Origin of the sequence: Tropicimonas sp. TH_r6 (assembly GCF_033101155.1) — a bacterium.
Classification (GTDB): domain Bacteria; phylum Pseudomonadota; class Alphaproteobacteria; order Rhodobacterales; family Rhodobacteraceae; genus Tropicimonas.
This window is the reverse complement of the sequence record NZ_JAWMPX010000008.1, coordinates 52,579-65,602: the sequence shown is the minus strand read 5'-3', so window position 1 is coordinate 65,602 and position 13,024 is coordinate 52,579. Positions and strand designations below refer to the sequence as shown.

Sequence of the window (13,024 nt, the reverse complement as noted above, 5' to 3'; positions counted from 1 at the left end):
GTTCACTCCTCGGCGACGTAGTTGCGCCAGTCATGTTTTTCTTCGAAGCCCAGCATGGTCCGGATCTTCAGGTTGGAATACAGCGCTTCGTCCTCGTGCAACTCGCGCTTCACCGGTACACCCGGATAAAAGCGCGCGATGATCTCGCTGTTGGGGAGATTCACTGAGTTCGTGTCGTTCCCGGCGTTGAAGACCTGGAAGCCGAGCCCGTCTGTCTTGAGGCACAGATCGACGATCTGGCCGAGGTCGCGCGCGTCGATATAGCAAAAGATATTGCGCAGGCGGCAGGCCGGATCGGAAAAGAATTCCGGGAAGCGGTCGTAGTCGTGCGGTTCCATCACGTTGCCGATGCGCAGCCCGTAGATGTCTGCGCCCGAGCGGCGCTGGAAGGCACGGGCTGTCTTCTCGTTGACCACCTTTGACAGGCCGTAGCTGTCCATAGGGTTGGTGTCGTGCTCTTCGTCCACCGGCAGATAATCCGGCAGCGCCTCGCCATCGGCGAAACAAACGCCGTATGTCGTCTCCGAAGAGGCGAAAACGATCTTCCGAATGCCCAGCTTTACCGCCGCCTCGATCACGTTATAGGTGCCGATGGTGTTGACCCGGAAGGTCTCGTGATCCGGATTGATGAGGATGCGCGGAACGGCGGCAAAGTGGACGATCGCGTCGAACGCCGGCACGCCGGTGCCCGGCTCAAGTTCGTCGAAATCGGCATAGCTTGTCATCACATTGAACATCGAGCCGCTATCGGTGATGTCGGCGATCAGATTGTCGATCCCCGGTTCATCCAGTGGTGTAAGATCAACATTGACCACGCGATGCCCTTTGTCGCGCAGGTAACGGCATACGTGCTTTCCGGCCTTGCCGGAGCCGCCAGTGAACAGAATTCGCATGTTTGTCCTCCCTAATTGTCTTTGTGGCAGAGCGCTGCGTGGCGCTCTGCCAAGGTGTCATGTCCTGAACACGCGGTAGATGGCCGGGATGACGAGCACCGTCAGCAGGGTCGAGCTGAGCAACCCGAAGAGTAGCGACAGCGCGAGGCCCTGGAAGATCGGGTCGGCCAGGATCACGGCCGCGCCGATCATCGCCGCCACGGCGGTCAGCAGGATCGGCTTGAACCGGATCGCGCCGGCTTCGATCAGGGTTTCGATCTTGTCCTTTTCCGGGTCCGCATGGCGGATGAAGTCCACCAGCAGGATCGAGTTGCGCACGATGATCCCCGCCAGCGCGATGAAGCCGATCATCGAGGGCGCGGAGAAGGGGGCCTCGAAGAGCCAGTGCCCGCCCATGATACCGACAAAGGTCAGCGGGATCGGGGTCAGGATCACCAGCGGCAGCTTGAAGGAGCCGAACTGCGCCACGACGAGGATGTAGATCGCCAGCAGCGCCACCGCAAAGGCCGCGCCCATGTCGCGGAACGTGACCCAGGTCACCTCCCATTCGCCGTCCCAAAGCAGGGTGACGGTGGATTCGTCCTCCGGCTGGCCGTTCAGGCGGATCTCGGGCTTTGTGCCTTCCTCCCACTCCATCGCGTCCAGCGCGTCTGCGACGGCGATCATGCCATAGATCGGCGCCTCGAACGCCCCGGCCATCTCGGCCGTGACCATCTCGGCGGCGCGGCCATTATGGCGGAAGATCGGGAAGGAGGCGCGCTCCTCCGAGATCTCCACGACGTCGCCAAGCTCCACCACGCCGCGGGCGCCGGGCAGGACATTGGCCGGGATCGGGGTCGAGAGGAAACGCTCGTCGACGACCCGGTCGGCGCGGTCCCGCTCGATGGTGATCGGGATCGGACGGCGGCCCTCGCCGCGATGGGAGTAGCCGACGGTCGAGCCGTGGTTGAGCAGCGCCAGCGTGGTGAAGACATCCGCTTCCTCGACGCCGAAAAACTCCAGCTGGTCGGCAGAGATCGTCGCCCGCAACCGGCGGGGCTGCGTGCCGAAGCTGTCATCCACATCGACCACGTAGGGGATCTCCTCGAAGGCGGCGCGGATCTTCTCGGCGGACGCCCTGCGGGTCTCCGGATCGGGGCCATAAACCTCGGCGAGCAGCGTCGCCATGACCGGCGGGCCGGGGGGCGGTTCGACCGTCTTCAGCCGCGTGCCTTCCGGCAGGTCCAGCCCGTTCAGCCGTTCGCGGATTTCCAGCGCGATCTCGTGGCTGGTGCGCTCGCGGTGTTCCTTGTGGTCGAGATTGATCTGCACATCACCCAGATTGGGCTGCGCGCGCAGGTAGTAATGCCGCACGAGGCCGTTGAAGTTGAAGGGGGCTGCTGCGCCGGCATGGGTCTGGACGGAGAGCACCTCATCGAGCTGCAACACCTCGCGGGCGACGTCCTGCGCCACGGCGTCGGTCGCCTCGACGGAGGCACCTTCCGGCAGGTCGATCACCACCGAGAGCTCCGATTTGTTGTCGAAGGGCAGAAGCTTGACCGTCACGTCCTGTGTGTAGATCAGCGCCAGCGAACCGAAGGAGATGACCACGGCGGCGAGCAGGAAGAGCAGGCTGCCGGATTTCGTCTTCAGCAGCGGCCGGGCGACGGCGGTATAGATCCGGCCGAGCGCGCCGCCATGATGGCCGCCCTCGTCATGCGCATGGGCCGGCGCGCGGCCGGCGATCTTGACCATCAGCCAGGGCGTGATGATCACCGCCACGAAGAAGGAGAAGATCATCGCGGCGGAGGCATTGGCCGGGATCGGGGACATGTAGGGGCCCATCAGCCCGGAGACGAAGAGCATCGGCAGGAGTGCCGCGACGACCGTGAGCGTCGCCACGATGGTCGGGTTGCCAACCTCGGCCACGGCGCGGATTGCCTTCTGCGTGCGGCTCTCCTTGTCGGGCATTGCCCAGTGGCGGGCGATGTTCTCGATCACCACGATGGCGTCGTCGACCAGGATACCGATGGAGAAGATCAGCGCGAAGAGCGAGACGCGGTTGAGCGTGTAGCCCATGATCCAGGCGGCGAAGAGCGTCAGCAGGATGGTCACCGGGATCACCACGGCAACGACGATGCTCTCGCGCCAGCCGATGGCGAAGAGCACCAGCGCGACGATGGAAACCGTCGCCAATCCGAGATGGAACAACAGCTCGTTGGCCTTCTCGTTGGCGGTCTCGCCATAGTCGCGGGTCACGTCGATCTGGACGCTGTGCGGGATCAGGTCCTCTTCGAGCAGGTGGACCCGGTGGAGGATTTCCTCGGCCACGACAACAGCGTTGGAGCCGGCGCGCTTGGCAATCGCCAGCGTCACCGCGGGTGTGCGGGTGATCTCGCCCCCCTCTCCACGGGTGACATTGGCGACGATCTTGTCGGATGTGTCGGGCACGAAGCTCACATCGGCCACGTCGCGGACATAGACCGGCCGGTTGTCCCGCGTGGTCAACAGAAGGTTGGCGACATCGGCGGGCGCTTTCAGCGTTTCGCCGGCGACCAGCGCGATCTGTTCGCCTCCATCGCGGACATAGCCGGTGTTGAAAGCGCGGTTCGCCCCTTCGACCTTGCCGGCAAGCTGTTGAAGCGTCACGCCGTAAAGCGCCAGCCGCTCCGGGTCCGGCGCGATGCGGATCGCCTCCGGACTCTCGCCGACGAGATAGGTCAGCCCGACATCGGGGATCTTGGCCAGCTCGACCTGCAGCTCGCGGGCGATCCGCGTCAGGTCATTGGCAGAGACGCCGGTCTCGGGTTTCGGGCTCAGGGTCAGCGAGACGATGGCCACGTCGTCGATGCCACGCCCGACGATCAGGGGCTCGTCGATCCCGATCGGAATCCGGTCCATATTGGCGCGCACCTTGTCATGCACGCGCAGGATCGCGGTGTCCGCCGGGGTGCCGACGAGGAAACGGGCCATGACCAGCGCATAATCGTCGCTGGTCTGGGAATAGACATGTTCGACCTCGTTGATGCCCTGCACGATGGTCTCCATCGGCTCGGTCACCAGCTTGGCGGCGTCCTCGGCGCGCAGGCCGGGCGCCTGGATGTGGATATCCACCATCGGCACGGAGATCTGCGGCTCCTCCTCGCGCGGCAGGCTCACCAGGGCGACAAGCCCGACGGCCAGCGAGGCCAGGATCATCAGCGGCGTCAGCGCCGAGCCGATGAAGGCACGGGTCAGCCCGCCGGCAATGCCGAGCGGGGTCTCCTTGACGGGGTCACTCATGGCCGGCCACCAGTTCCTCGCCCTCGGCAAGGCCAGAGAGGATCTCGACCATCTCTACGCCCTCGACCTTGTCGACCGCGCCGATCACCACCGCGCGCTGCACCGGCGCATCGCCAGTCCCGGCGACAGAGACGAAATCCAGCCCCATTCGGGTTTCGACCGCCTCGGCGGGCACGACCAGCGCCTGCCGTGTGCCGATGGGTAGGCGCACCAGAACGCGGGCATCGACAAAATCGGTCGCCATGTCCGCGATCTCGACATCGGCGATCACGCGCCCATTCTCGATCAGCGGATAGATCTTGGCGAGTTTGCCTGCGCGCTCATTCTCCGCGCCCCCAACCCGGATCTCGGCTCCCTCTTCGAGGAAACCCGCATGCCGCTCCGGTACCGCCATGCGCAGGAAGAAGCCGCCGCCCCCGATCTCGGCAATCGCCTCGCCGGCCATCACGACCGAGCCTTCCGTCACCGGGACCGCAAGCACCGTCCCCGAGATCGGCGCCAGCACAGCGCCTTCCGCCTCACGCTGTTCCAGCACGTTGCGCTCGGCCTGCGTCGTGCCGATCCGCCCCTCGATCACGGCCACCTCCGTGCGCAGTTGGTCCAGCCGCTGCGCAGTGGTCACGCCCCGCTCCAACAGGCTCTCGCCGCGCTTGAGCTCCGCCTGTGCGTTCTCAAGCTGCGATTGCAGGGAGGAGAGTGTCGCGTCGATGGCTCCGAGCTGAAGCTCCAGCTTCTCGTCGCGGACCGATGCGATCTGCTGGCCCTCGGCCACCTCGGAGCCTTCGGACACGTCCACGGCGATCATCGTCCCGCCCAGCCGTGCCCGCGCCGGCACACGGTCCCGCGCCTCGATGCGTCCGAAAACGGCTTTCCACTCGGTCAGTTCGACGGATTGCACACGGCCGGTCTCGGCCAAACCGAGCGTGGGGACCAGGGAAAGGATGAACGCAACAAGCAATCTCAAAGGCATCATACGAGCCCTCCATATTGGGACGACCGACCGTATATTCGATTTCTGGAATATGTTGCAACGTGACCTACCGTTGCCTCCATTCCAAGGCCCAGTCGAAGTCGCGCGCTATCTACACTGATTGCCCTTGGCACTGCGCCGTCAAGTGTCTGAAATTCTGGAACTTGCCAGGGTCGGCGGCATCTGAGGCAACCATGGGTCAGGCTGAATGATCGGACTACGAAACGGCCCTGGCCTTCGCCGAGCCCACCCAAGGGGTTTCGACCCACATGGCGTATTTTTGAAACAGAATGCGTTGGGGTTGTGCCCATTATCCACTGGGAGGTCATGCGACAGCGCCTTTTTGCAAAGAGCGTGCCACCGCGATCCAGAATACCAATCGAATCCCCATGGCAACCAATGTGCGCGGCTCAAACGGAGCTCCTGTCAGGATCAAACCAACCAAGACGACGATCATTGCTGCAATCGCGACGGCAATTGCCCACGAAAGAGGCCGTGCCCAGGCACGACGAAGCAGAATTCCGCCCCCCGCAACGACATAGGCCACTCCCGACAGAACGTTGAACCACAGAACTGGGTAGACGATGTCTCCTGCGATCTCGCGCGCCGCCTGCGGACCGAAGAGCACTGTTCCTCCTGAAAGAACGGTCAAAGCTCCGAAAACGATTGCAGCCGCACCGATGACTATGTGCTTGCGCATGTTGCGGGCTTTCATTGTCCTGCCTTTCTACGGGGCTCCACCTTGTCCCGCCTTTCGATTGTCGAACCCGGCCCCCGGCATTGCGGTCCTTTCCGGCGCACCCTCTACGCCCCGACGATTGCACCAACCCCATAGGCAACAACGGCACAGGCAAGGCCGACCAGAACGGTCTCGCCGACACAACGCAGCACGCTTTCCCGGGTAGACCACCAACGAAGAAGGCCAAGCAGGACGAGCGCCGCGAAGGTCGCGGCGACGGATGCGTAGAAGGTCGCATCCGTCGGCTCGAACAGGAAATACGGTGTCAGCGGAATGGCCCCGAAGATCACGAAGGACAGGAAGGTCATCAGCCCGTCGAGAGCGGGCGAGCCGTTGCGCATGTCCGGCATCTCCAACTCGTAGCTCATCATCATGTCGACGACGAGTTCCGGGCATTGGATCAATTCGTGCGACATGCGCTCTGCGGTCGCGTGATCCAGGCCTCGCTCCGCCAGCATCTGCACGATTTCCTGCCGTTCCTGCTCCGGGTTGTTTTCCAACTCCTCGAACTCGACGCGGCGCTGCGACACGTAGAGGTCGCGCTGTGAACGGGTCGACAGAAACTCTCCCAGGCCCATCGAGACGGCATCGGCAAACAGGTTGGCCAAGCCGAAGACGAGGACCGCCAGTGCCCCGATCTGCACCGCGCCATCGGCAGAGGCCCCCGCGAACCCCGCGACAATCGCGAATGTGGTGACGATCCCGTCATTGCCGCCATAGACAATCTGTTTCAGGAATTCCTGAATCTGCCCCAAGCCATGCTCTTCGCGGCGATGGTCGCCCCAATCGATGTCCACCCGTGGTTCCTCTGCCAGTCCGGTCGTTGATTGCATGGTATTGCCCAGCCCCTGACACCTCGCTGACAGTGGGTTTCACGGCAAAAGGCAACCATACGGCACCTCACCCGAGTTGCGGGCCCTCAATCGTCCTCGAATATCCCCTGTTCCGCCTGTTTGTGGCATGCGTTGCAATTGGCCCAGGATTTCGCCTTCTCGAATTGACGGTTCGAGACCTCTTCCTCGTGTTCATGCCGGAACCACGGAAGGTCGGAGATACGGAGCGGCACCGCATTGCTCCGGGACCGGTCGCGACCGGCATTGGCAACAAGATAGGCTTCGATCTCGGCGCGGGTTTCTTCGTCCAACCCGGCATTCTCGCCGAAATGATCATCGAGCCCGGTCATCATGACCTTCCAGGATTGTGGCGGCAGGAAACCCGCCGGATAGGCCATGTGACAGGCACTGCATTCCTCGAGCGTGGCCGCATGGGTCACGGGGGGCATGTATTCCATCTCGTCGGCGTTGATCGCTCCGGCGAACACAACGGCAGCGACGGCAAATGTCAGGGTCTTGATCATGGTCGAATTCCTTTTCTCAGAGGCTCGAAAGCCAGGCGACGACGTCGGCCTTCTCGGCCGCGGTACAGTCCCGGCCGAACACGGAGTTGCAGTTCCGGCCGAACCATTTCTCGACGAATTTCAAGTCGGTGAAGCGCTCCGAATTGGCCGATGGGGCGAGCGGGTCGATCGGTTTGCCGGTCCTTGCCTGTCCCATGGCCTTCGGGTCGGGTGAGTGACAGGTCGTACAGGAAGGCGTGTCGGGCTTTCCGCCGGTATGGGTGGCCAGGAACAGGTCCCGCCCCCGATCGGCAGACGCCTCCGTTCCGGCCTCGGCTGAATACTGCGCCACCAGATCGGCGGGTGTTGTGGATTGGGCGGCAAGAGGCGCGGCCAACAGGCAGAGTGGAAGAACAAACAGGTATTTCACTTTGAGGTCTCCTTGGGAATTCGGATGTGGAAGGGGCTGAACCATCCGGCCTCGGCATCTTTGTGACAGGCCGAACAATTCGCTTGCGAATAGACGGGGGCCCGCAGGAAACGCTCGTTCGATACATCCTCGTGCAGGTGGTTCCAGGCGCGGGTCTCGGTCATGGAGCCGTTCGACGGCCGCAGGTTTCCCGCAAACAGGTGCGCCGGGCGGGTCTGGACGTTCGAGGCGTCATGGGCCAGCAGCCAGTCGGTGATCTGCTTCGTCGTTTCCGTGTCGAAGCTCGCATCCTCGCCGTAATGCTCCTCGAGGTCCGCCATGATGGATCGCCATTCGGTCCCGGACAGCAGGCTGGGGTGATAGGCGAGGTGGCAGGCGGTGCATTCATCCATGAAGGTCTCATCCAGTTCCGCAACTGGCACGCCCATCGGCGTTTGGGTGTCTGCCTCAGTGAGCAACACCGCGGTTCCCGCCAGAATTGCGATCAGGAGGATGGCGATCCGTGGATGTGCCTGAACGGGGTAGCTTGTGTGATCGCCGGGGCGGCTCTCCTTGGTTCCGGTCACCATCGAGCGAACAAGGTTCTCCCGGCTGCGGCGGCTCTCGAAGATCGCAGCAGCGACATGGGCCAGAACCATCACGAGGAGTAGAACCGCGAGGGTTTCGTGGAGCTCCAGCCCGACTTCGCCTGTTGCGTAGGGTAGCGACAGCAGAGGCCCGGTCCTCAGGGCACCACCAAGCCCGACAAGGCCGGACATCCCAAGCATCAAAATGACAGCCATCAGAGCCAGCATCATCAGGCCGCCCGCCGGATTGTGACCGAGGTGTCTGCCCGCATCCTTTCCTTTCAGATGGGACAGGATCTCCGATGGCGTGCGCAGGAAGTCGGCAAAACGAGCATGGGTTGGCCCGAAGAAGCCCCAGACGATGCGGGCGAGCACAAGCGCGACGGCCGCGAGACCGGCGGCAATGTGGAGGGCGATCCAGGATGCGCCGAGCAGGAACCCGGTCACGGCCGCTGCACTGATGCAGGCTACCAGCGACCAATGGAACAACCTGACCCAGATGTCCCAGACACGGACCTGCTCTTTCTGTTCGGGAATGTCTGGGGCTGTGGCGTCCGTCATGTTCTGTCTCCAACGCCCGAAATGAGGCTGTTGGACACAGAGTGTCACGGAGGTGCTGACGCCGGCCTGACCGGCAATGTCAGCGAATTGTCAGTTTCTTGCCCGAGTGGATTGAAGCGCCTTTGTCCGGACGATGCCGCCGCAAGCCCGCATTCCTTCAGCCCTCCAACGCGTCCTGGTTCCGGCTCAATATGACGTCAGCCGCAACAGCTATCGCCTTGCTGGATCGGTGGGCATGGAACGGTTCCATAGGAACAATACACGCAGCAATCTCCCGGCAAAGGTTTGAGAACCTCACCGCAAGAGGTGCATTCATAGAACCATTGGCAACTGTCGGTCGGCATTGTCTCGGTTTCTGCGTGCCCACATTTTGGACAGGTGATCGTGCTGGTCAGTTCTACTGTTTGGGTCTTCACGTTCTGCTACTCCGCAACAGGGAAAACATGGTTCTGGCGGCGTCGTCTTCCCATAGCGGCGATGATGCCGCCAACAGAAAGGAGATGGTCGCAAAACCGAGGATATAGAGCGTCGAACGACGTTTCGAAGCGCAGGACCACCGACGCCACAGGCGAACCCAGGACCACGCCAGGATCAAGCCTACGACGACAAGAATCTCGATCCTGTAGGTGACAAACGGGCCAAGCATCAGCAACCACGACCCACCCAGTCCAATGATCGACAACCCGATCGGAAGAACGCAGCAGGACGCCGACAGAAGCGCCAGAAACCCGGCAGAGCCAAGTAACAGTCGGTTTGGACCTGGTTCGGAAGCATCGGTCAGGTGATCTGTGTTCGACAACATGGGATTCACCATGCATCCTGTAGTCGCTATAGGTTCAAGCGAAAGTTCATCACATGCACGCGATTGGCGAAGCCTCACGACTGAGCGGAGTGTCGGTTGAAACGATCCGCTACTACGAGCGCGAAGGCGTCATCGGCACGGCAGAAAGAACCGCCTCCGGTCGCAGGGTCTATACCGACGCTGCGGTGGGAGAACTGCGGTTCATTCGGCGATGCCGCGATCTGGGGTTTCCACTTCAAGTCGCGCGAAAACTCTATTCACTGTCCAGCGAAAACACGGCTGACTGCGGCGAAGTCCGCGCCTTTGGAGTGTCGCAACTGGCCGAGGTGAAAACCAAGATTGTCGAATTGCGGAAACTTGCGTCGGCGCTTGAAGAATTGACCGCCAACTGCGCCGAAGGCTCGACGAATTGTCCGATGCTCGATCAACTTCGATCATGACGATGCGACTCTCCGGCGCTGCCCAAGCAGCCTGTCATGACGTCACCATCTCGGAACGCCCTTCAATCATGCCTTCGGCAGGGTGAGGCGAACTGACAATCCGGGCGTTCCGTGGCGCAAGTCGAGCCTTCCGCCGAGTGTTTCTGCAAGCTCAGAGGCAATTGCCAGCCCGAACCCGCTCCCGGCCGAGGATTCGTCGGCTCGCACGCCCCGGCGGGTCATCTCCGCCAGTTTTCCGGGCGGGATACCGGGGCCGTCATCCTCGATGCGAATACCGACCTCTCCTCCGACTTCGCGTGCAGTGATCTGGATGCGGGATGCGGCGTGGCGCGCAGCATTCTCTGCAACAGCCCCCATAATCTCTGTGAGGTCGGCGGCTTCGGCACGGACGGCGAGGTTCGGCTCAAGCTCGACATCCCAGGACTTTTCGCCACCAAGAACGGAGCGGCGCAGCACCCTCAGGACAGCCTCCACCACGTCCGCGACGTCGCAGCGCGCTGTTTCGCGATGCAGGGAAATTCGGGCCCGCATCAATTCCCGATCGACATGCCCGCGCATGGTCTCGACAGTTTCTTCGATGGCCTTGGCGTGGATTTCCTGCCCATTTTCCCGCAACCGCCCAGCCTCGCCCAGCATCGCCTGAAGGGGCGTCTTGAACCCGTGCGCAAGATCCGCGGCCCGCATTCCGGCGCGGGAAATCTCTTCCTCGCGCTCCGACAGCAGCGCATCCACCTCGGTGGCCAACGGGATCACTTCAGCAGGAAAGTCTTCTCCCAGCCGCTGCGACCTGCCCGAACGAATGTCGCCGACCCGGGCCTCCACCCGCCCAAGTGGCCGCAACCCGATAGCAATCTGGGCTGCCATGGCAAGGATGAGCACCGCCGCGAGGATGAGCAGGTAGGGCAACAGGTCGGACGCGAAATCCCGGCTCGCCTTCTGCAACTCGGCCTGATCCACCGCGACGGCGGCACGCATCCCGGTCTCTCCCAACCGGGGCGGCAAGATCACGCTGCGTTCGACCGTCAGGAGCGATTGGCCGTCGGGACCTTCGAGCGTGTGAACATGTTCTCCGCCATCCGGCAATTCATCAATGGGCAGCGGGATCTCATGATCCCAGAGGGATCGGGATCTCAGCAGCCGCCCGTCGACCGAGATCTGCCAGTAGAGCCCACCAAACGGGCGCTCGAAGCGCGGATCAGCGGGCGTGTTCGAGAGATATAGCAGCCCGTCCGCATCCCGCTCGACACCCGATAGCACCTGATCCAGTTGGACCGAAAGCTCGGCCAAGGCACGACGTTCTACATGCGCCGAGAACAACAACGCGATCCCCACCGCGGCGACGCCAAGCGCGATCAGGACAGAGACCGCACCCGTTACAAGAAGCCGGAGGCGGAGCGAATACGACGTCATCCTTCTGGCTCCACGGGTTCAAGGAAATAGCCGAAACCGCGCCGGGTTCCGAGGACGCCCGACCCGAGTTTGCGTCGCAATCGGGTGACAACGGCCTCGAGCGCATTCGCTTCCCGGGCGTCCTCGTCGCCATACAGGTGTTCGAGCAGTTCGCCGGGCGGAATGATCCTGTCCCGGTGCAACATCAGGTAGGAAAGCAGTCGGTACTCAAGTGCCGTGACCGAAACGGGCACACCTCTCAGCGTGACGGTCATGCGGTTGGTGTCGAGCGTCAGATCGCCGGCCTCTTGTTGGGCCGAGCCACGGCCGGCCGACCGACGCACCAGCGCGCGGGCGCGCGCCACCAGTTCTTCCATCCGGAAGGGCTTGGGCAGGTAATCGTCGGCGCCGGCATCGATCCCCTCCACGCGCTCGGTCCAGGCTCCACGTGCGGTCAGCACGAGCACGGGCATGTCCCGGCCGTTACTGCGCCAGCGTTTCAGGATTGTCAGCCCGTCGAGTCGCGGCAGACCGAGGTCGAGCACCACGAGGTCGTATTCCTCGGTATCACCAAGAAACCAGGCCTCCTCGCCATCCGCGCAGGTCTCGACGCGGAATGCCGCGTTCTCCAGAGCAGCCGCCAGGTCAGAAGCGATCCGCGTGTCATCCTCGACGACCAGCACACGCATGAAGCTCAGTCCTCCTCTTCTTCGAGGATCTCGCCAGTGGCCGCATCAACCAGGATCTCAAGGATCCGACCGTCCGAAGTTATCAACTCGAACTCATAGACATACAGCCCGTGCTCCCGTTCCAGTTCGACTTCAAGCAGCGTCGCGGAATAGTGCTCCGACACATCCTGCATCACCGTCGCGAGAGGGAGGATCTCGTGACGGGATCCTGCCTCGCGGGCAAGGTCATGGTCGGACTCGGCAGTGACGGGCCCGGCCAGCAACAGGATCAGGAAGGTGTAGACGTGTTTCACAGGCGACAGTTTCGTGGATTCGACCTGACAGCGGCCTGACAGCCGCTGCCTTTGTCATGCATACCATCACCTGTTGCGCCCGAAGGCCAGAAACGACGAGATCGTCAGAATCATCCGTTGTTCCAGCGCATCCCGCGTCCCTGTCCGGCGCCACGCCCCGTGCCACGTCCGGTCCGGCCGAAATCCGTCGCGGTCAGCACACCATCTCCGTTGGTGTCCATGCGGTCGCGCCAGAGCCTCGCGCCTGCCACGTATTCCTTCCGCGTGACCAGACCGTCGCCATTTGTGTCGATCTGGCTCCGGATGACACTTTGTGTTCCGCGCTGATTGTTCGCCTGTCGCCCGCCATAGGCCTGCGGGGCAATACGGGCGAACTCATCGGTAGAGAGCGTCCCGTCATTATTGATGTCGTAGGTTCCAAAAAGCGCGGCACGTCCGGCCTCGACCTCGGCCAGAGTCACTCTGCCATCATTGTTCGCGTCCCACCGGGTGAGGGCATTGCCGCCCGGCACGAACTGCTGTGCCGCCGCGGTCGTCCCCAGAAGTGCGAGTGTCATAGCGATCGGAAGTGCGATACGTGTCATGGTTTTCTCCCAATTCATCATCGTCGCGCATTCATGATACGCTGTATGAGCCGTTTTCCGTCGTCAGTCAC

The 13,024-nt window shown here is 62.6% G+C and carries 14 protein-coding genes; 1 reads left to right on the top strand and 13 read right to left on the bottom strand.

The window, feature by feature from the left end; translation table 11 throughout:
* Positions 1-2 precede the first annotated feature (2 nt).
* From R3X27_RS10040 to R3X27_RS10000, 9 genes are all read right to left on the bottom strand, one after another.
* Positions 3-893 (bottom strand): NAD(P)-dependent oxidoreductase, encoded by an 891-nt coding sequence (locus R3X27_RS10040; RefSeq protein WP_317708721.1) that lies wholly within the window; start codon positions 891-893, stop codon positions 3-5.
* A 57-nt stretch (positions 894-950) separates the two neighbouring features.
* A complete protein-coding gene (locus R3X27_RS10035) occupies positions 951-4,154 on the bottom strand; it encodes an efflux RND transporter permease subunit (protein WP_317708720.1) in 3,204 nt (1,067 codons plus the stop codon).
* A complete protein-coding gene (locus tag R3X27_RS10030) occupies positions 4,147-5,127 on the bottom strand; it encodes an efflux RND transporter periplasmic adaptor subunit (RefSeq protein ID WP_317708719.1) in 981 nt (326 codons plus the stop codon). The genes R3X27_RS10035 and R3X27_RS10030 overlap by 8 nt, the downstream gene beginning before the upstream one ends.
* A gap of 322 nt (positions 5,128-5,449) precedes the next feature.
* Positions 5,450-5,839, bottom strand: coding sequence for a hypothetical protein (locus R3X27_RS10025; protein ID WP_317708718.1), 390 nt, complete (start codon positions 5,837-5,839; stop codon positions 5,450-5,452).
* An 89-nt stretch (positions 5,840-5,928) separates the two neighbouring features.
* Positions 5,929-6,660: a VIT1/CCC1 transporter family protein gene (locus R3X27_RS10020; protein ID WP_317708717.1), complete on the bottom strand. Its 732-nt coding sequence runs from the start codon at positions 6,658-6,660 to the stop codon at positions 5,929-5,931.
* Between the two features lie 122 nt (positions 6,661-6,782).
* Complete coding sequence (locus R3X27_RS10015) at positions 6,783-7,220, bottom strand: diheme cytochrome c (RefSeq protein ID WP_317708716.1); 438 nt, start codon at positions 7,218-7,220, stop codon at positions 6,783-6,785.
* A gap of 16 nt (positions 7,221-7,236) precedes the next feature.
* Complete coding sequence (locus tag R3X27_RS10010; protein WP_317708715.1) at positions 7,237-7,629, bottom strand: DUF1924 domain-containing protein; 393 nt, start codon at positions 7,627-7,629, stop codon at positions 7,237-7,239.
* The gene (locus R3X27_RS10005) at positions 7,626-8,756 is read right to left on the bottom strand and encodes a cytochrome b/b6 domain-containing protein (protein WP_317708714.1); all 1,131 of its coding nucleotides are present in this window, start codon (positions 8,754-8,756) and stop codon (positions 7,626-7,628) included. The genes R3X27_RS10010 and R3X27_RS10005 overlap by 4 nt, the downstream gene beginning before the upstream one ends.
* Positions 8,757-8,953: 197 nt before the next feature.
* Entirely contained in the window at positions 8,954-9,172 is a 219-nt protein-coding gene (locus tag R3X27_RS10000; protein WP_317708713.1) for a GDCCVxC domain-containing (seleno)protein, read from the bottom strand.
* Between the two features lie 439 nt (positions 9,173-9,611).
* On the opposite strand from R3X27_RS10000, the gene R3X27_RS09995 reads away from it, so the two are divergent.
* Positions 9,612-9,998: a MerR family transcriptional regulator gene (locus tag R3X27_RS09995; protein WP_317708712.1), complete on the top strand. Its 387-nt coding sequence runs from the start codon at positions 9,612-9,614 to the stop codon at positions 9,996-9,998.
* Positions 9,999-10,064: 66 nt separating this feature from the next.
* Here R3X27_RS09995 and R3X27_RS09990 read toward each other — a convergent pair whose 3' ends face one another.
* The 4 genes from R3X27_RS09990 to R3X27_RS09975 all read right to left on the bottom strand — a co-directional run bounded on the left by R3X27_RS09990 (position 10,065) and on the right by R3X27_RS09975 (position 12,953).
* Complete coding sequence (locus R3X27_RS09990; RefSeq protein WP_317708711.1) at positions 10,065-11,408, bottom strand: HAMP domain-containing sensor histidine kinase; 1,344 nt, start codon at positions 11,406-11,408, stop codon at positions 10,065-10,067.
* Positions 11,405-12,076, bottom strand: a complete 672-nt coding sequence (locus R3X27_RS09985; protein ID WP_317708710.1) for a response regulator transcription factor — start codon at positions 12,074-12,076, stop codon at positions 11,405-11,407. The genes R3X27_RS09990 and R3X27_RS09985 overlap by 4 nt, the downstream gene beginning before the upstream one ends.
* 5 nt (positions 12,077-12,081) lie before the next feature.
* Positions 12,082-12,369: a PepSY domain-containing protein gene (locus tag R3X27_RS09980; RefSeq protein WP_317708709.1), complete on the bottom strand. Its 288-nt coding sequence runs from the start codon at positions 12,367-12,369 to the stop codon at positions 12,082-12,084.
* Positions 12,370-12,479: 110 nt separating this feature from the next.
* A complete protein-coding gene (locus tag R3X27_RS09975; protein WP_317708708.1) occupies positions 12,480-12,953 on the bottom strand; it encodes an EF-hand domain-containing protein in 474 nt (157 codons plus the stop codon).
* Positions 12,954-13,024 lie beyond the last annotated feature (71 nt).

What these genes read in the sequence shown, in the direction of transcription:
- R3X27_RS10040 (WP_317708721.1), bottom strand. Translation starts at nt 893, where the DNA reads ATGCGAATTCTGTTCACTGGCGGCTCCGGCAAGGCCGGAAAGCACGTA.
- R3X27_RS10035 (WP_317708720.1), bottom strand. Translation starts at nt 4,154, where the DNA reads ATGAGTGACCCCGTCAAGGAGACCCCGCTCGGCATTGCCGGCGGGCTG.
- R3X27_RS10030 (WP_317708719.1), bottom strand. Translation starts at nt 5,127, where the DNA reads ATGATGCCTTTGAGATTGCTTGTTGCGTTCATCCTTTCCCTGGTCCCC.
- R3X27_RS10025 (WP_317708718.1), bottom strand. Translation starts at nt 5,839, where the DNA reads ATGAAAGCCCGCAACATGCGCAAGCACATAGTCATCGGTGCGGCTGCA.
- R3X27_RS10015 (WP_317708716.1), bottom strand. Translation starts at nt 7,220, where the DNA reads ATGATCAAGACCCTGACATTTGCCGTCGCTGCCGTTGTGTTCGCCGGA.
- R3X27_RS10005 (WP_317708714.1), bottom strand. Translation starts at nt 8,756, where the DNA reads ATGACGGACGCCACAGCCCCAGACATTCCCGAACAGAAAGAGCAGGTC.
- R3X27_RS09995 (WP_317708712.1), top strand. Translation starts at nt 9,612, where the DNA reads ATGCACGCGATTGGCGAAGCCTCACGACTGAGCGGAGTGTCGGTTGAA.
- R3X27_RS09990 (WP_317708711.1), bottom strand. Translation starts at nt 11,408, where the DNA reads ATGACGTCGTATTCGCTCCGCCTCCGGCTTCTTGTAACGGGTGCGGTC.
- R3X27_RS09985 (WP_317708710.1), bottom strand. Translation starts at nt 12,076, where the DNA reads ATGCGTGTGCTGGTCGTCGAGGATGACACGCGGATCGCTTCTGACCTG.
- R3X27_RS09975 (WP_317708708.1), bottom strand. Translation starts at nt 12,953, where the DNA reads ATGACACGTATCGCACTTCCGATCGCTATGACACTCGCACTTCTGGGG.